General features: G+C 64.5%; 13 protein-coding genes and 1 pseudogene. 8 read left to right on the forward strand and 6 right to left on the reverse strand.

Features of this window, described 5'->3' with window-relative positions:
• Positions 1 to 422 (reverse strand): annotated as a pseudogene (locus RU01_RS07525) (hydroxyacid dehydrogenase); the annotation flags it as partial.
• A gap of 29 nt (positions 423 to 451) precedes the next feature.
• Positions 452 to 1,774 carry an MFS transporter gene (locus RU01_RS07530; RefSeq protein ID WP_042573926.1) on the reverse strand — a complete coding sequence of 441 codons (1,323 nt, stop codon included), beginning with the start codon at positions 1,772 to 1,774 and terminating at the stop codon, positions 452 to 454.
• 172 nt (positions 1,775 to 1,946) lie between these two features.
• Here RU01_RS07530 and RU01_RS22070 point away from each other — a divergent pair, with 172 nt between their 5' ends.
• Positions 1,947 to 3,551 carry an IclR family transcriptional regulator gene (locus RU01_RS22070; RefSeq protein ID WP_052493165.1) on the forward strand — a complete coding sequence of 535 codons (1,605 nt, stop codon included), beginning with the start codon at positions 1,947 to 1,949 and terminating at the stop codon, positions 3,549 to 3,551.
• Positions 3,552 to 3,599: 48 nt separating this feature from the next.
• Here the strand turns inward: RU01_RS22070 and RU01_RS07540 are convergent, their stop codons facing one another.
• Positions 3,600 to 4,916, reverse strand: a complete 1,317-nt coding sequence (locus RU01_RS07540) for an oxygenase MpaB family protein (RefSeq protein WP_042573927.1) — start codon at positions 4,914 to 4,916, stop codon at positions 3,600 to 3,602.
• Between the two features lie 113 nt (positions 4,917 to 5,029).
• Complete coding sequence (locus tag RU01_RS07545) at positions 5,030 to 6,067, reverse strand: LacI family DNA-binding transcriptional regulator (RefSeq protein WP_042573928.1); 1,038 nt, start codon at positions 6,065 to 6,067, stop codon at positions 5,030 to 5,032.
• A gap of 246 nt (positions 6,068 to 6,313) precedes the next feature.
• Between RU01_RS07545 and RU01_RS07550 the strand changes: the two genes are divergently transcribed.
• The 7 genes from RU01_RS07550 to RU01_RS07580 all read left to right on the forward strand — a co-directional run bounded on the left by RU01_RS07550 (position 6,314) and on the right by RU01_RS07580 (position 16,286).
• A complete protein-coding gene (locus tag RU01_RS07550; protein ID WP_042573929.1) occupies positions 6,314 to 7,615 on the forward strand; it encodes an ABC transporter substrate-binding protein in 1,302 nt (433 codons plus the stop codon).
• A 32-nt stretch (positions 7,616 to 7,647) separates the two neighbouring features.
• Positions 7,648 to 8,592: a carbohydrate ABC transporter permease gene (locus RU01_RS07555; protein WP_042573930.1), complete on the forward strand. Its 945-nt coding sequence runs from the start codon at positions 7,648 to 7,650 to the stop codon at positions 8,590 to 8,592.
• A 1-nt stretch (position 8,593) separates the two neighbouring features.
• Complete coding sequence (locus tag RU01_RS07560; protein WP_197074710.1) at positions 8,594 to 9,463, forward strand: carbohydrate ABC transporter permease; 870 nt, start codon at positions 8,594 to 8,596, stop codon at positions 9,461 to 9,463.
• A gap of 2 nt (positions 9,464 to 9,465) precedes the next feature.
• On the forward strand, positions 9,466 to 11,457 hold the full coding sequence (locus tag RU01_RS07565) for a glycoside hydrolase family 127 protein (RefSeq protein ID WP_197074711.1): 1,992 nt from the start codon (positions 9,466 to 9,468) through the stop codon (positions 11,455 to 11,457).
• Between the two features lies 1 nt (position 11,458).
• Positions 11,459 to 12,556 carry an ABC transporter ATP-binding protein gene (locus RU01_RS07570; protein WP_042573932.1) on the forward strand — a complete coding sequence of 366 codons (1,098 nt, stop codon included), beginning with the start codon at positions 11,459 to 11,461 and terminating at the stop codon, positions 12,554 to 12,556.
• A 183-nt stretch (positions 12,557 to 12,739) separates the two neighbouring features.
• Positions 12,740 to 14,383 carry an amidohydrolase gene (locus RU01_RS07575; protein WP_197074712.1) on the forward strand — a complete coding sequence of 548 codons (1,644 nt, stop codon included), beginning with the start codon at positions 12,740 to 12,742 and terminating at the stop codon, positions 14,381 to 14,383.
• A gap of 460 nt (positions 14,384 to 14,843) precedes the next feature.
• A complete protein-coding gene (locus tag RU01_RS07580) occupies positions 14,844 to 16,286 on the forward strand; it encodes an APC family permease (RefSeq protein WP_042573933.1) in 1,443 nt (480 codons plus the stop codon).
• Positions 16,287 to 16,387: 101 nt separating this feature from the next.
• On the opposite strand, the gene RU01_RS07585 is transcribed toward RU01_RS07580, so the two are convergent.
• Together RU01_RS07585 and paaK are read right to left on the reverse strand one after the other, a co-directional pair.
• On the reverse strand, positions 16,388 to 17,302 hold the full coding sequence (locus tag RU01_RS07585) for a helix-turn-helix domain-containing protein (protein ID WP_231568630.1): 915 nt from the start codon (positions 17,300 to 17,302) through the stop codon (positions 16,388 to 16,390).
• 13 nt (positions 17,303 to 17,315) lie between these two features.
• Entirely contained in the window at positions 17,316 to 18,623 is a 1,308-nt protein-coding gene (gene paaK, locus RU01_RS07590; protein ID WP_042573935.1) for a phenylacetate--CoA ligase PaaK, read from the reverse strand.
• Between the last annotated feature and the right edge of the window lie 4 nt (positions 18,624 to 18,627).

Here is an 18,627-nt window from a genome sequence, read left to right on the forward strand (position 1 = left end):
CGACCACCGAGTTCGACCCCGTTCAGTGACGGCTTCAGCTCGGCCCACTGGCCAGCGGCCACGCCTGCGCTCGCTGTCGGTGTGCGCCGGGCAACGGACAGAAGGAGAGCGAAGACATGTTCTGCGACGGCGCGGCTGTTACTACCAGGCGTGGTGGTCACCCACACTCGATGTTCCGCTGCCGCGTCCAGGTCCACGTTGTCGGTTCCGACACCGTGGCGGGCGATGATCGTCAACTTCGGTGACGCCGCGATCATGTCCCTGGTGAATGTCTCGGCGCGGAGCAGGACCGCGTCGACGTCACCGCAGATGTCGGTGTATCGGACGGCCTTGTCTCCGTAGCCGAGATGGACTCGTCCGAGTTCACTCAGTTCGGTCAAGGCGTCGGGGTGGATGGGGTCGGAGACATAGAAGTTGTGCATGGCGTGCCTGTCTGAGAAGTGGTGGGGTGTCAGCGGTAGAGGTGGCGGTCGCTGCCGCTGGAGCGCACAGTTCCGGCGACGATGGCGATACCGAAGACTCCGAAGCCGACCAGGATGAAGGCGGGAATGAGCACGTTGCCGGTAGCGTCGATGAGCCAGGTGGAGACGTACGGTCCGGCGCCGCCGCCGATAACCGCGCCGATGCTGTGACCGAAGGCGACCCCGCTGTGACGGACCTGTACGGGGAAGAACTCCGTCATGGAGCTGTACGTACCGACCTGGCACAAGGCGTACGGGATCATGCCGAGCAGGAGTCCGGCGATGGCGACAGGGAACGAGCCGAGTCCCATCAGCAGGAACGAGGGAACGGTGACGATGATGTACGCGACGTAGGCCATCAACAGGAGCTTCTTGCCTCCGACCCGCGATCCGAAGTAGCCGACGCAAGGAATCAACACCGACGCACTGAGCACTGCGAACAGCACAATGGTGGATGCCTGTGCCTTGGAGAAGTCCAGGGAGGTGCTCAGGTATACCGCGATGAAGACCGTGCCGATATAGGTACCGACGTTCTGCACGGTGGAGATGGCGACCACCTTCAGCAGGGGGCGCCGGTGGTCTGCCCACAGGCGCTTCAACGGGCTGTCCGTGCTGGTTGCGGGCTCTTTCTTCGAGGCCGTGAATTCAGGGCTGTCCTCGACGCTGAGGCGGAGGTAGAGGCACAGGATGCCGAGAGGGACGGCGAGGAGGAAGGGGATGCGCCATCCCCACGACTCCATCTGCTCGGCCGGCAGCATGCTGGCGGCCAGCGCTGCCATACCTGCCGCGGCGCCCTTGCCGATCTGAGCGACGCCGGGGATGAACGAGATGTAGAACGGTCGTTTGGCTGGTTCCGCCCACTCGCGGATGTAGCTGGCCGCGCCGCCGATCTCGCCGCCGGTGGAGAATCCCTGCAGCATCCGGAACAGCACCAACAGAATCGGCGCTGCGATGCCGATCTGCGCGTACCCGGGCAACAAACCGGTGAGAGCCGCGGCGGCGCTCATCAGGCCGATGCTGGCGATGAGACTTGTACGCCGACCGACTCGGTCGCCGAGTCGTCCGAAGTAGAGAGCCCCGAGCGGGCGCACGAGGAATGCCGACCCGAACACCAGAAGAGTGTTCAGCAGACCGACTGTGGGGTTGTCGCTCGGAAAGAAGACGACGGACAGCGTCGCGGCGACATAACCGTAGACGCTGAAGTCGTAGTACTCGATGAAAGTTCCGAACGCTGCGACGCCCGTGGCCTTCTTGGCTTTGCGGCGGTGCTCGTCGGTGTGCGCGTCCACGGCGTCGAGAGTAGTGGGATCCATCGGAACCTCCGGTTAAATTGCGGGACAGTGTCCTACTTGATGATCAACAGTGTGTCTGCGGTCACTCCCTCCTGTCAAGTGTTGGATCTGCGGTGCAGGAATACGGCCGTAGGCCGCGCGCCACTAGGCTCGACACCGAACGGACAACGAGAGCGGAGATGGGTGGGGACACATGGTGGTCACGGACCGACGCGATTCACCGTCGACGACACCGCTCGCTGGGGGCTACGCAGAGACCGACCCCGCGCCCCTTCCACCCGGCACCGACCGCGTCGTGGCACTGGTCGAGGAACTGGTACGTAGGTTTCCCGACGAGTCCGCGAGCGTTCGAGACATCGCCGCCGATATCCGCTCCACGAAGAGCACCGTCGCACGAGTTCTCGGCGATCTGACGGACGTCGGCCTGGCCGAACGCGACAACCTCGGGCACTATCGCGTGGGCCCACGACTTCGCTGGTTGGCGACGCAGATTCACCACCGTCACAGCGTCTTTCGCGTCGGAGGCGTCGTTGCGCAACGCATGGCCGACCTGGCCGGAGCGACCGCGACCGTCAACGTCATGGGTCCCGATGCTGCATTCGGTTTCGTCGCGGTGCGCCGCTCGTCGATCGGACCGATCGGGTACAACCTCAGTCCCGGAACACTTCTCCCTCTGCACGCCGGCGCCACCGGTCGCGCTTTGATGTCCCGATACGACAGCAGCATCTCGGAGACGATCGAGTTGTACCGATTCACCGCGGACACCATCACCGATCGAGACGAGTTGGCAAAACGCATGGTCGAGGACCGGACGGCGGGTCACGTGCTGAGCGTCGGGCACCATTTCCCCCAGGCGGCGGGTATTTCGGTGCCCTTCGTCGTCGACGGGCTGACCGGGGCTCTCACAGTCACCAGTCCTCGCGCCCGCACCACCGAGCAGAAGCTGCTCGCCCTGCTTCCCGACCTACAGGACTCGGTACGCGAACTCGCCGAGACGACCGACGCACATGCGTCCCGAGAAGCCCGCACACAGGACGCGAGCATCGCCGACGCATCCGACGGCGGCACTGCCGTAGCGCGGCTCGAACGATTCTTGTCCGCGCTCGTCAGCCATTCCGGCGGCCTGCCTACCACCGGCCGTGCCCTCGGGCGCGCCATTCGCGCCAACCCGGCCACTGCATCCAAACTCGCTGTGCACGCGCTGCATTCGGGTCTTGCTGTCGCCAGGCTCGATACGCTTCGTGTGGGTCCGACGCTGATGCGATGGGCGGCGCTGTTAGGGACGAGCTCGATTGCCGACCTGGTGGTACCGGTCGTGCGAGCGCTGTCCCACGACACCGGTGAAACCGTCGGACTTATCGAGTACGACCATGAGACATCGCGAGCACAGCAGACCCTCGTCGTCCCGGGCAGCCATCAGATGCACTACTGGATGACCACGGAGGGGGATATACCTCTGCACGCGGGTGCGTCCGGCAAGGCCATACTTGCTCATCTCGGTCCTGACGCACTACGTGTCGTCGACCTGGTCGCTCACACCGACCGCACGAACACCGACCGCACCTCCCTCGGTGACGATCTCGACCGAATTCGCCGCCGCGGGTGGGCGACCGGGGACGGCGAACGCATCGCGGAGGCGTTCGGCATCGCCGCGCCGATATTCACCGACAGAACGGTTCGAGGTTCCGTCACTGTCACCGTTCCACGCTTGCGGATCGATGACGTGGACACCGAGGCGGTCACTACAGCCGTGGTTCGCGCTGCCGGCGACATCACACGCAGGCTGTCCCTCGACTGATCCTGCGCGTCGCTGCTGTGGTCTCCGTGCTGGCAGTTCGGGACGTACTCAGGGCCGATCGTAGGTAGACGGATCGGTAACGAACTCGGCATAACCGTACCGGTCGAGTTCTCGATTCAATTTCTTCACCAGACGACCGTCCTGCATGTGGCGCAGGACCGGGATCCGTTCCAGCGCCACATGACCGACGAGTTGGACGCCGACATACACACCGGTGGCTGCGGCGCGCAGCCAGTCGCCCGCGGTCGGAAGCAATCCCATCTCGGCCGCGCGTCCGGTGTCCCCTGCCAAGACGAAGCGAACGAAGAACACGGTGGCGAAACTGAGGCCGAACCGGTGCCGTGTTCTACTGAGCAGAGATCGATCCGGCTCGACATTCGCTGACATGGTCGTGCGCACGAGTGTGCCGCAGGTGTCATCGTCATACCTGTCGCGCAAGGTAGCTTCACGCGTGGCGAGGACATCGAGCACCCCCTGCGGAGTGTCGGGTAGCAACTCTTCCGGCAGTCCCAGCAGGAAACAACGGTAACGATAGAACTCGACCTTGGCTCTCGCCGCAGGTGTGAATGTGTCGCGACCCCTGCTGAGAGCGCGCTCTGCTTCGAGTTTCAGCGGAGTGAGCCCCACCGGCATCTGGTCGGCCTGCGGAATCGGCATCCCGTAGACGGACGAATCCCATTGTCCGCGAGCGAGAATGTTGAATCGAACCATCGAGTGCATGAGTCGCACTCGCGCGGTCGCGCGAAATCCCGTGGAATAGCGCTGTAAGCCGCCTGGCAATGTGGTGCACGAGAAGAAGGCGGCTGTCTCGGTCATGCGCTTTCCAGCTGCGCGGCTGCTGAGTGCGCCCGTCGTGACCATCGGTAGAGCTGCATAGGAATTGACGAACGTCGCCACGAAAGCGGCTCGATACAAAAATGGCATGACGATTGCGCTGATCTTGCGCTGCTCGAATGCGCCTCTTTCGATCAGCGAGATGTCGATCCAGTCCGGAACTCGCTCCATGTCCTCGATCAGGGCGACCAGCTCACCCGGCGCATCCTCCACCGCCTCGACCCCGTGGGTACATGCTTGGTCCAGCATCTCCAGCAGACGGCGAAATCCCACTTCGGGGATCAATGCCGCATAGGCGTCGGCCACGGAGTCGCCCAACATCGTGAACGCTTCCATGGCGGCGACCATGTCGCGATCCGCGAGTAGACGTGGACGCTGGTCGAGCGTCTCGTCGGGCATCGAGCATCGGACCTCCACGTCGTCGGTGAACCGTTCAGGCCTGCGCTCGAAGTCGATCGATCCGTACATGCCAGGCAGAAGTGCTGTCTGCTGCGCGACCTCGTGACGAAGGGCCTGTATCGATGTGGTCATGGAACCCCCATGAAGAAGCTTTGTGACAACATACGTTGTCATTCCCGACCATAGCACCGGTCCGGCGCCAGCAGCCAGCGCCCGCAACCGGCCCCTCGATGGACTCCGAAGGGCTAGTGCAGAGGTGCAGTCGAGGACCTGGTGACGAGGCGGCAGGGCTCCACCTCGATCCCACTTCCGACATGCCCCTCGATCGCGGCCGCGAGACGCATCGCGGCCGCCCGTCCGATGTTCTCCAGCGACGGATCGACTGTGGTCAGGGGTGGCCGCGACCCGGTCGCGAGCACCTCCCAATTGTCGAAACCGATCACGGCGACCTCCTCGGGAACCTGGCGCCCCGCTTCGAGCAAAGCGTCGAGCACCCCGCGGGCGATCTGATCGGACCCCGCGAACACGGCGTCCAGATCCGGCTGCCGCTCCAACAGCAGCCGAGTCGCTCCCCTGCCCCATGCCTCCGACCACTCGCCGAACATCACGGCCCCGCCGGCAAGCTGCAGCCCAACCTCCTGGAGACGCTCGCTCGCGCCTCTGGCGCGTTCGTGGGTCGCACCGTAGCCGGGATCACCGGTGATGTGGGCGATTCTGCGACGACCGCACACCAGCAGATGATCTATCGCGAGTCGCCCGCCCGCGAAATCGTCTGCGACCACCGACATGTCGGTGGGGTCGTCGGACGGCGCATACGCATAGACGACGGGTACTTCCAGTCCCTTGCCCAGTGACGGCCTCGGGTCCGGGCGCGCACCCACCACGATGAGTCCGTCGACGCGCCGGGACATGAGTGCACGCAGGTGATGTTGCTCGCGGATGCGGTCCTCGCGCGCATCGCACAGCAACACCGACATGCGCTCCGACCCGAAGGCGTCCTCGGCTCCTCGGAGGACGGGAATACTGAACCGTCCGACGAGATCCGACGTGATCAGACCGACGGTGCCGCTGCGCTGCGCCACCATGCCCTGAGCCAACGCGTTCGGCGAGAAGTCCAACTGATCCGCTGCCGACTGCACCCGGACCCTGGTCTCGGCTCCGACGTGCCGACGATTGTTGAGAGCTTTCGACGCCGTGGCTATCGAGACTCCCGCCAGTGTCGCCACGTCACGCAGTGTGGCCGACCGCCCCCGACGCTTCGGTGGCACCTCTTCGACGCTCATCGCCCTCCTTCGCAGCCCCGAACCCGGGCTGTTCTCCGACACGACTTTAGACGGCGGGGGTTGACCCGCGTGCTGAAACGGCGCTATGGTCCGAAAACGTTTTAGCGACGTGGATCACACTCGGCTGCGACCTAGAACCGCTGCGAACAGGTACCGAACGAATGCGGCAGTCTCCGCGTTCCTAATCAGCCCGAAACTTTTCGCTCACGATGCGGCGTCGATGCCGCGCACCAGGAAGGCAACACGATGACGTGGACTCCACGCCGCCGCACCACCCGCGCCGCCGCCGCGCTCGCAGTCGTCACGATGACCGTGGCACTCTCCGCCTGCGGCTCGTCCTCGACCGCTGTGCAGGGCGATCCGTCCAATGTGGAGGGCGTCGACGACGGAACGACGCTGACGCTCTGGACGCGAGCACCTCTCGAAGCCCAGGCCAACCTGCTGGTCGACGCCTACAACTCGTCACACCAGAACCAGGTCGAGCTCACCGTGGTGCCCAACGACGACTACGTCGCCAAGGTGGGCGCGGCGGCCGGTTCCGGTGACCTGCCCGACCTCTTCGCTGCCGACGCCGTGTATCTGCCGAACTGGACATCGGCGGGCCTCTTCGGGGATCTGACCGAACGTATCGGCAACCTCGACTATCGCGACGAGATCAACCCTTCGATCGTCGAGGCGGGAACCTTCGAGGACCAGGAGTACGTGCTGCCGTTCGTACTCGATCTGTCGGTGATGTTCTACAACAAAGATCTCTACCGGGAGGCCGGGCTCGATCCGGAGAAAGGCCCCACCACGATGACCGAGTTCCGCGATCAGGCACTCGCCGTCGAGGCCCTGAACAAGCCCGACACACACGGCACCTACTTCGGTGGCAACTGTGGTGGATGCAGCATCTTCACGTGGTTCCCGATGATGTGGGCGAGCGGCGAGGACGTTCTCGAGGACGACGGAACCACGGCGAACCTGGCCGGTGAGACCGCACAGGACATCTACGGCGTGTGGCGGGATCTCGAGGATGCCGGCGCGATCGCGCCCGGCGCGGCCGACGAGACCGGCGCCACGTGGACCGCCGCCTTCCAGCAGGGCCAGATCGGCGTGATGCCCTACCCCGCAACGCTTCTCCAGAAGGCGAGTCAGACGGTCGACGTCGGCGTCAGCGCCATCCCGGGCGTCGACGGCGGCACGTCCACATTCGTGGGCGGCGACGGTCTGGGCATCAGCAAGGACTCGGACACCCCCGACCAGGCCTGGAACTTCATGCAGTGGCTCATGAGTGAAGACGCGCAGGTCGGAGTGCTGGCCGCGAACAACGTGACGCCGGCCCGAGCCGACTTACTCGACAACCAGTTCACCACCGATCCCCGCGTCCAGTTGATCAACTCGGTGTCCACGGCCCCGGACAGCCGAACCCCCAAGGCACTCAATTTCCAGCAGGCCTTCAACGCGGTGGGCAGCCCGTGGTCGACGTTGGTGCGGAACCAGGTCTTCGGTGACCCGTCGACGCTGCAGCAGGACAACGACGCGATCACCGATCTTCTCCAGAAGTAGAGACAGTCACGGACTCGACGAGGAGTACGAGTATGACCAGCACCCCCACCGCGGCCCCGCCGGCCCGCGCAACCCGACCGCCTCTGGTGCGGAAGCGGGGAAGCACACGGGCCCGGAAACGGCAAGGCATCTTTTACGCGGCTCCGACCGCGGCGTTCCTCGTCGTCTTCTTCGTGATCCCCGTCGTCCTCGTCTTCCGAATGTCGGTGTCGGACTGGGGGCTCTTCACCGGCGACCGGGGACTGAACTTCCCGAGTAACTTCTCCGATGCGGCAACCGACCGATTGTTCTGGCCCGCAGTGTGGTTCACCGTCAAGTACACCGTGGTGACCACCGTGATCCTGCTCGGCCTCGCGCTGGGCATGGCTCTGCTGGTGCAGGAGTCGGGACGCTGGTCGTCCTTCGTGCGCACATCCTTCCTCATCCCCAGCGCACTCGGTCTGGCCTCGGCCTCACTGCTCTTCTACGCGCTGTACTCCCCTCAGGCGGGGCCGTTCACGGCCCTGCTCCGGTGGACCGGTCTGAGCGAGGACCCGGTGTCCTTCCTCGGTAGCCCGGACAGGGCGCTGTGGTCGACGGTCGCCCTGGTCGTGTGGCGCTTCGCCGGCTTCTACATGCTGCTGCTGCTCGTGGGACTGCAGTCCATTCCCGGCGACGTGTTCGAAGCCGCGCGGATCGACGGCGCGAGTGCCTGGCAGACGTTCCGGCACATCACGCTGCCGTTGCTCAGACCGTCGTTGGCGCTGTCGACGATCCTCTGCGTCACCGGATCGCTGCTCGCCTTCGACCAGTTCTACATCCTCACCAAGGGCGGGCCGGACAACAGCACGGTCACCATCGTCCAACTGGTCTACTCCATGGCTTTCCAAGGATCCAGCGACCTGGGCAGAGCCGCCGCGCTGTCGATCATCGTGCTGGCCGGACTGATTCTCCTCAACGCCGTCCAGTTCCTCGGTCTTCGTAAGGACAAGGACTGACATGACCACGACTCCCACCACCGTGCCGACATCCCCACGGAGCCGTCCTCGTCGCGCGCGCTCCCTCTCGACCATGGGCCGCAACACCTTCACAGGAGGGCTCGCCCTACTCTTCCTGTTTCCGATGATCTGGGCGGCGGTCTCGTCGGTGTCACCACAGGGGGGCACTGCGCAGACCGACGGGATCGGTCTGGGTAACTATCGCACCCTGATCGACTATCAGGCCGGCGTGGGGCAGTACCTGCTCAACTCGATGTTCGTGTCGGGATTGACCGTCGTGCTCACCGTCGTCGTCTCGCTCCTGGGCGGGTACGCCTTCGCCCGCTTCGAGTTTCCGGGAAAGAATATTCTCTTCCTCGGCACCTTGGCCATCCTGATGGTGCCGTACGCGACCCTCCTCATTCCCCTGTACGTCCTGCTCAACGGAATCGGACTACAGAACTCCCTCGTCGGACTGGCGCTGGTGCTGACCATGTTCCAGCTGCCCTTCGCGACTTTCATGATGCGCATCTCGTTCGAGGCCGTGCCGAAGGAACTCGAGGAAGCCGCACTCGTCGACGGCTGCGGCACCTTCACCGCTCTCGTCCGGGTGCTGCTGCCGGCAGTTCGTGCGGGACTGATCACCGTGGGACTCTTCGCTTTCCTGGCGGCGTGGAACGACTTCATCACCCCGCTGATACTCGTCTCCGACTCCGACAAGATTCCGTTGCCCCTCGCGATCGCGAACCTGCGCGGGCAGACGATGGGCATCGTGGACTACGGCGCCACCGAAGCCGGCGTGGTCGTGCTCGCCGCACCCTGCATCCTCATCTTCCTTCTCCTGCAACGTCACTACGTCCGCGGCTTCATGTCCGGCGCACTCAAAGGATGACCGTGACCCACTCCTCCTCCATGCCTCTCACACTTCGGGCGTCGACTCACGACGACCCGACGAACTCCACCGGCGCCGACGTGAGAATTCCGGCGGTGCCGGTGGCTCCCACCCGATCCCGACTGCGCCCCCTCGGCGTCGGCGAAGTGACCATCACCGGCGGCCCGTGGGAACGCCGCCAGGATGCCAACGCCACCGCGACGCTCGCCCACATCGAGCACTGGCTCGAGCACGAAGGGTGGCTGGGAAACTTCGACGCCACCGCCGCCGGCGAGTCTCCCGCCGGCAGGACGGGGCGCGAGTTCTCCGACAGCGAGGTCTACAAGCTGCTCGAAGCGCTCGCCTGGGAACACGGCCGCAGTGGCGATCCCGGAGTGGACCGGCGCATCCGAGCGATCACCGCGCGGATCGCCGCAGCACAGCACCGCGACGGCTACCTCAACACCGTGTTCGGACGGCCCGGCGGCCCGGCGCGGTGGAGCGATCTCGAATGGGGCCACGAGTTGTACTGCCTCGGCCACCTGTTCCAGGCAGGGGTCGCCCGCGCGCGGACGTCCGGTTTCGACGAGTTGCTCGCCGTGTGCACCCGCGCTGCGGATCTGGTGTGCGAAGTCTTCGGTCCGGACGGGCGCGACGCCGTGTGCGGCCACCCCGAGATCGAACCGGCACTCGTGGAGCTCTATCGCGTCACCGGCACCCGTCGCTATCTCGACCAGGCGGAATTGTTCGTGCACAGGCGCGGGCGGCATCTACTCGGAGAAATCGAGTTCGGCAGCTCGTACTTCCAGGACGATATCCCTGTTCTCGAGGCAGACGTATTGCGCGGGCACGCCGTCCGTGCGACCTACCTTTCGTCCGGCGCAGTCGACGTGGCGGTCGAGACCGGCAACACGGAGCTGCTCGGGGCCATCGTCCGGCAGTGGGAGAACACTGTCGCGCGGCGCACCTACCTGACCGGCGGCATGGGATCTCGCCACCAGGACGAGGCGTACGGTGAGGACTTCGTGCTGCCGCCCGATCGTGCGTATTCCGAGACATGCGCAGGAATCGGATCCGTGCAGCTGGCATGGAGACTGCTGCTGGCCGAGGGCTCGCCGCGCTACGCCGATCTCATCGAACGCACGCTCTACAACGTCGTCGCCGCGGGGCCGTCCGACTCCGGCACCGCGTTCTTCTACACCAACACGCTTCACCAGCGGGTGCTGGGAACGGTGCCCGATCCCACCAGAGCCGTTCCGCGCGCGGCGTCCTCGTTGCGAGCGCCGTGGTTCGCCGTCTCGTGCTGCCCCACCAATGTCGCTCGCACCTTCGCCAGCCTGCAGACACTGCTCGCCACCGCGGACGACGACGGCATCCAGCTGCACCAGTACGCGCCGGCGACCATCACGACGACACTTCCGGGTGGACGCAGGCTGACTCTGTCCATGCGCACCGAGTACCCGAGAGCCGGACGCGTGGAAGTCTATGTCGACTCCGCGCCGTCCACGCCGGTCAACATCACCTTCCGAGTGCCGGGTTGGGCGGTCGGCGCCACGCTGACCGACCGCGGTGTGACCCGTTCGGCCGCACCAGGGACGGTCACGACCACCCGGGTGCTGGTATCCGGCGATCTCCTCGTGCTCGAGCTCCCGATAGCGCCACGTCTCACGGTCGCCGATTCCCGGATCGACGCCGTGCGGGGCACCGTCGCCGTGGAACGCGGGCCACAGGTGCTCTGCCTGGAGTCGGTCGACATGCCCGACCGGCGACACGTCGACGACTTCGTCGTCGATCCGGCGCGGGGTCCTGTCGACGACGGGGGCGACAGGATCCGCGTGCACGGCTGGGTACACGACCGTGACAGCGACCCGTGGCCGTACCACTCCCCCGGGAGCGCTGCGCCGCAGGGCGACTCGGTGTCCGTCGTTCTCCGGCCCTATTCCGACTGGGCCGAGCGCGGCCCCTCCACCATGCGGGTGTTCCTGCCCGTCTCCACACCGACCGAGGAGTCCTGACGTGGCTACCGTGACATTCGACCAGACGACGCAGCACTACCCGGGGTCCGACCGCCCCGCCGTCAACCGACTCGATCTCGAGATCGCCGACGGGGAATTCCTCGTGCTCGTGGGACCGTCCGGTTGCGGCAAGTCCACGTCGTTACGCATGCTCGCCGGATTGGAGGACGTGACCGAAGGCACCATCTCGATCGGCGACCGGGACGTCACCGATCTACCACCGAAGGACCGCGACATCGCGATGGTCTTCCAGAACTACGCGCTGTACCCACACATGTCGGTCGCGGACAACATGGGCTTCGCGTTGAAGATCTCCGGAATGTCGAAGAGTGAGACCCGCAGTCGAGTGGAGGCCGCTGCACGCGTGCTCGATCTCACCGACTACCTCGATCGCAAGCCCAAGGCCCTCTCGGGAGGGCAGCGACAGCGAGTGGCCATGGGCCGCGCCATCGTTCGCCGACCTCGCGTCTTTCTGATGGACGAACCGCTGTCCAATCTGGACGCCAAACTTCGCGTGCAGACGCGCACGCAGATCGCCGCCTTGCAGCGTCGCCTGGGAGTCACCACCCTCTACGTCACGCACGACCAGGTCGAAGCCATGACGATGGGAGACCGTGTCGCGGTGATGAAGTCCGGCGTCCTGCAACAGGTGGGGACGGCGCGCGAGCTGTACGACCGCCCCGCCAACTCGTTCGTGGCCGGCTTCATCGGCTCGCCCGCGATGAATCTCTTGTCGGCCGATACCGTCGACGGACATGCGGTGGCCGGCGATCTTCGCGTACCCCTCGCACGTCAGGTGACGCGGAAGGTGACCGGTGACATTCTGCTCGGTATCAGACCCGAGGCTCTGAGAGTGACGAGTGCCGCGAGCGGGTTGGCCATCGAGGTCGACGTCGTCGAGGAGATCGGTGCCGACGCGTACGTCTACGGCCGAGCCCTCCGCGACGGTGTCGCCCCGCCTCTCGAGGACCAGGCCACCCCTCTCGTCGTTCGGGTCGATGGTCGCGCTGCGCCGAGGGCAGGATCGACGCTTCACCTGGCGGCTGACCCTGAGCAGATGCACGTCTTCGACGCCGCGTCGGGTCTGCGGCTTGACTGACGCTCAATTGTGCAAACGGTTCGTTCAGTATTTAGCCGATTCGTGTACTAATCTCTTCCGAAGTGCGCTGACCAGCACCCGACACGCACGGCTCTCATGCACGCAGGTTCCAGCAGAGAGTGCCGGTCGCGGTCGATCGACGACGAGAGCGAGCCGATGGCTGACCAAGAATCAATTCCCGACATGATTGTTCGTAACGGACGCGTTTTCACCGGCGACCGCGGTCTCGAGACACCACCTGTGGAGGCGTTCTCCGTGGCGGCTGGGCGATTCGCCGTGGTCGGGTCCGATGCGGATGTGATGGCCACCGCCGGCCCCGGCACCGAAGTGGTGGACCTCGAGGGACGCATGACCATGCCGGGCATCGCCGATGTACATGCGCACCTCATGCTGGGAGGCGCGGCTGACGCATGGGAACTCGGGATCAAGCCCTCCGATTCTCTCGATGACATTCTTGCATCCGTCCGCCGGGAGGCATCCAGCGCCGAGGCGGGCGAGTGGATCATCGGGGGCATCGTCGGAAGTCTGGTGATGAACCAGATCGACAACGGACGCCATCTCCGCGCTCTCGACGACGCGTCCGCGGGCAGACCGGTCATGCTTCGTGACGACACCCAGCACAACCGGTGGGTCAACAGCGCAGCATTGCAACGCATGGGCGTCGGGGCGGACACTCCAGACCTGCCTGGCGGGACGTACGTGAGGGACGATTCCGGCGCGCTGACCGGAGTACTCTACGAGCTTGCATCACGGCACGCGGAGGAGGTGGCAACTTCACAGTTGCGCGACCTCGCCCACCGCAAGCGGGTCTCGGCGAGGCGAGCAGTCGAGATCATGAACAGCTTCGGGGTCACCGCCGTCCAGGAGGCTGCCACATTCCGTACGGCACTCGAGGCGTTCCACCAGCTCGACCACGCCGACGAGCTCAACGCGTGGATTGTTGCGTCGATGCCCGCACGAGACTTCGTCGTCGATGTCGGCGAGGTGGGGGACGAGCTGTTCGACCTCGCCGAGCAGTTCCGTTCGACACATCTTCGTCCGGACTTCGTCAAAGCCGTCGTGGACGGGATTCCGATGTCGTACACCGCAGCGCTACTCGAGCCCTACGCAGGTTCGCACTGCCACGGGAAGTCCTACGCCGGGACAAGCTATTTCAGTATGCCGGAGCTGACGGCCCTACTCGAGAACTGCCACGACCGCGGGCTGGGGTGCAAGCTCCATGCCACAGGAGACGGTGCAGTGCGGCAAATTCTCGATGCCGTCGACGCGGTACGCGGTAGCCGTGGACCCGGCCCGGTGATACACATTGCACACACGGAGTTCGTTCACCCACAGGATATCCCACGATTTGCGGCACTCGGTGTGGTCGCTGACCTGTCTCCGGCAATGTGGTTCCCCAGCCCCATGTCCGAGGCCATCAGAGCAGTGGTACCGGCCGCGATGATGGACCGCATGTGGCCCTTCCGAGACATGCTGGCCGACAACGTCATGCTCGCGGCAGGATCCGATTGGCCCTGCGCGCACCCCACACCTAGTCCCTGGGTCGGCCTGGAAGCGATGATCACCCGCGCCGACCCGAGCGGCGAGTTCGCCGGGACCCTCAACGCCGGGCAGAGCATCGCCCTGGAGGCAGCGTTGCAGACCTACACCTCGCTACCGGCGGCCGCTATGGGACTGGCCGCCGAGACCGGCACCATCACCGTCGGCAAGTCCGCGGATTTCCTTGTCCTCGATCGCGACCTGATGAAGGTCGACAGTTCGTCGATTCACGACACCGTCGTCGATCGCACAGTCTTCGCCGGGCGCACGGTCTTCTCGCGGTCCTAGGTCGCCTCACGCTTCTTATCCGAGCAAGAGATACTCCGGCGAGGGCTTACTCGACCGTTCGACAGCCACTTCGATGCTGGCGCCGCCGACGTGTGCGTTCCTTGACAAGATTTGTACGCCGACAGCCAAGTCTTGCCGCTTCAGAGTCGTAATGATTGTCACGGCCGCCGTACATGTACAGGTGGAGAACTCTTGGCTCACGGGTGATGTTACGCGGACGCCACAGCACTCTTACATGAACGCCGTGTCGGCAATTCCCCTGAATCCACACCCGCACGCTGGTTTCCGGCCGACCCTCGCCGAGTCGGCCCCAGCGCGGTAGCTCACTCCCACCGATCGACAACCATGGGACCACTCGAAGGACTTGAATTGTGCTGACAGACAATACGATCGACAGAGGCGGCTGGAGCAAGGCATTGGCTGATCGCAGTGCCTCACCGCATTGTGCAGGTGCCCGATCATGACGAGTGAGCCCACCCACGCAGAGGCGTCACAGACCGGCACCTTGCGTGGTTCTATCGGGGTCGCCGGAATCGTCTTCCTGGTGATCGCGGCTGCAGCGCCCCTCACAGCTATCGGCGGTGCGCTCCCGGTCATGATCGCAACCGGTAACGGTGCCGGCGCACCGATGGCCTATATCGTTGCTGGTGTGGTCCTGCTGGTTTTCAGCGTCGGTTACGCCGCTATGAGCCGCCACATGGTCGACACCGGCGCCTTCTACTCGTACGTGCACAAGGGCCTCGGCCGAAGTATGGGATTGGGCGCAGCCGCTCTGGCGTTGTTGACCTACACCGCGATACAAGCTGCTGTCTACGGGCTTGCTGCGTCGACACTTCGCGACCTGGTGGTCGAGTACGGAGGACCGGACATCGACTGGTGGGCCTGGGCTCTGGGCCTGATCGCGATAGTGGCCGTCCTGGGATACCGCAGCATCGACCTCGGCGCGAAGGTTCTGGCTGTTCTCTTGGTGCTGGAAGTAGGGATCATCCTGGCGTTGTCGGTCGCCGTGTTCGCTCGAGGCGGGGCGGCAGGGATCGACGTCGTGTCGTTCACCCCGGCATCGTTCTTCTCCGGCTCACCCGGTATCGCACTGATGTTCGCCATAGCGTCGTTCATCGGATTCGAGGCGACTGCAATCTATGGAGAGGAGGCTCGCAATCCCAAGAGGACGGTACCCATTGCGACGTATGTTGCTGTGATTGTGATCGGTGTGGTGTACGCGGTGTCGAGTTGGGCCGTTGTTCTCGCGTACGGCAGCGCCGACGTGGCCGCGGCAGCGACCGCCGATACAGCGGGCCTGACATTCGGTGCAGCCGCATTGTTCATGGGCGACACAGCTTCCGACATCATGCTCATCATGCTGGTGACGAGTTTGTTCGCGTCACTTCTCGCGTTCCATAATGCGATCAGTCGATATGTCTTCGCGCTGGCGCGGCAGGGCGTAGGACCACGCTCGCTTGCGCGCACCCACACTCGACACGGCTCGCCTCATCGTGGCTCCCTGTTTCAGACGTTGTCAGCCGTGATCGTCGTCGGAGCGTTCGCCATCGCCGGCTCCGATCCGGTTCTGGAACTGTTCACGTGGATGTCCGGCCTGGCCACGGTCAGCATTCTGGTACTCATGATCCTCACGGGCGTCGCCATAGTCGCCTTCTTCGCGCGTTCCGATGTCGACAAACGGTGGTGGCATACGCGAATCGCACCTGTCCTCGGCTGCATTGGCCTCATCGTGATAACCGGCCTCGTCGTCGACAACTTTGCGTTGCTGGTGGGGGGATCGAGCGTTCTGGCAACGTTGCTTCTAGTGCTCGTCGTCCTGGTCTTCATCGCGGGTGTTCTGATCTCGAAGCTCTCTGCCGGCAAAGAAGTGGACCGGAGTGAGCACGAGGAATCGAGAACATGACATTCCCGACCACCTCGCGGTCCGGGCCACGGGAAGTGCTTGTGCAGTAGTCCTCTGATCTCGAGCCGTCACGACTACCGCGCCGACCCACCTCCAACAGATCAAACGGCGGGTGGGTCGGCGCGGTAGTCGCTGGGCGACACTCCGTAGGCGGCACGAAAGAGTTTCGAGAACGACGACTGGTCGGGCAGTCCGTGCCGGGCGCAGATCGTCGCGATGCTGTCCGGTCGTAGTCGAGGGTCCGACAGGTCTCGACGACACTGCTCGAGCCGACGACCGCGGATCCACCCGGACACCGTGCGCCCTTCCGCCTCGAACAGTTTCTGCAGATAGCGCGTCGAGATATGTAGTTGAGCAGCAATGGCCGCCGTCGACAAGGACGGGTCGGCCAACGTCGAATCGATGACCGACTCGGCTTCGACCAGGAGCACCGAACCTGGTGGTGTGTGCGCGCCTTCAGCCTCCAGTGTCGCGCCGAGCAGGTCGAAAATCGCGTCCTCGAACATCGCGGTGGTCGGGAGGGAACCGTCGGCGAGGCTTCGGCGAAGGCCGGCGAGGAAGGTCGACATCAGTTGCCCGAGTCCGTGATTGCCGTCGATACGACGAGCGGTGATGTCAGTGAGCCTTTGTGCACCGATGCGCAGCCGGTCGCGGGGAAACATCAGAACGAACATCGAGAAGTCTCCGTCGAACCGGAGGTCGTAGGGCTCCCGGGTGTCGTAGACCGCGAAATCGCCCGGTGCCAGCACAGCTCGGTGATTGTGCTGGGTGATGACTCCGTGCCCGGTGAGCTGCATCCCGACCTTGATCAGGCCCGGGTCGGCGCAACGGATGGTGGCACGAGTGCGCCGGACGTCGACCTGACGTCCGGCGACCTCGCTGAGTTTCAACGACCTGAGTGACGCGGATCCGACGCTGCCTTCGAACCGGGCAGCGCCGACAGAGACGGCATCGAGCGGTACGAAAGCGTTCGAAACGTGCTCTCGCCACTGCTCGAAGTCATCCGTGGCTTCCACCGTCACCGACACTTCACACGGTCGGACGGTTGTCGATCAGGCGCCGAGCCTTGCCGATCGACCGCTCCAGCGCCGCCGGTGGGACGACATCGACTTCCACGCTCACGCCGATGCGGTCTTTAACCAGCTTCTTCAGGATGCTCGCGGCGGCCACGCGGGTATCTGCCGCGGCGTCGGGTCGAGACTCGACCAGGACGGTCAAGGAATCCATGCGCCCGGTTCGGTCGAGGACACACTGGAATTGGGGTGCCAGCGACGGCACAGTCAGAATGAGTTCTTCGATCTGCGTCGGGAAGAGATTGACCCCACGCAGGATGATCATGTCATCGGTGCGCCCGGTGACCTTCTGCATCCTGCGCATCGTACGCGCGGTACCCGGAAGCAGTCGCGTGAGATCACGCGTGCGGTAGCGAATCACCGGCATCGCTTCCTTGCTGAGCGAGGTGAACACCAATTCACCCTCCTCACCATCGGGCAATACCTCACCGGTGACCGGGTCGATCACCTCCGGATAGAAGTGATCCTCCCAGATGTGCAGCCCGTCCTTGGTTTCGACGCATTCCATCGCGACACCCGGGCCCATGACCTCACTGAGGCCGTAGATGTCCACCGCGTCCATGTCGAGGGTCTTCTCGATCTCCTTGCGCATCTCCTCCGTCCACGGCTCGGCACCGAAGACGCCGGTCCGGAGTGAGGTGGTGGAGGGGTCGATGCCCTTCTTGATCATCGCGTCGACGATGGTGAGCATGTACGACGGGGTGACCATGATCGCGTCGGGCTCGAAATCCTGGATGAGTTGAATCTGACGTTCAGTCATTCCGCCGGACATCGGGATCACGGTGCAGCCGAGTCGTTCCGCGCCGTAGTGCGCGCCGAGACCACCGGTGAAGAGCCCGTATCCGTACGCGATGTGCACTTTGTCGGACGGCTTGACGCCGCCGGCGCGCAGGCTCCTGGCGATCAGATTCGCCCAGTTGTCGAGGTCGCCGGCGGTGTAACCGACAACGGTCGGGCGACCGGTGGTTCCGGAGGATGCGTGGATGCGTGACACCTTGTCCTGCGGTACGGCGAACATGCCGAACGGGTAGTTTTCGCGCAGGTCACTTTTGACGGTGAAGGGGAACTTCGCCAGATCCGACAGATCTTTCAGGTCGCTGGGGTGCACTCCCGCCGCGTCGAAGGCCGACCGGTAGTGCGGGACGTTGTCGTAGGCGTGCTGCAGTGACCACTGCAGTCGCTCCAGTTGAAGGGTGGAGATGCGATCACGCGACGCGAATTCGATGTCGGGTGTGTCGGTGGGGGTGGCCATCACGCTGGTCATGTGT

Origin of the sequence: Rhodococcus sp. MEB064 (assembly GCF_000834565.1) — a bacterium.
Lineage (GTDB): Bacteria > Actinomycetota > Actinomycetes > Mycobacteriales > Mycobacteriaceae > Rhodococcoides.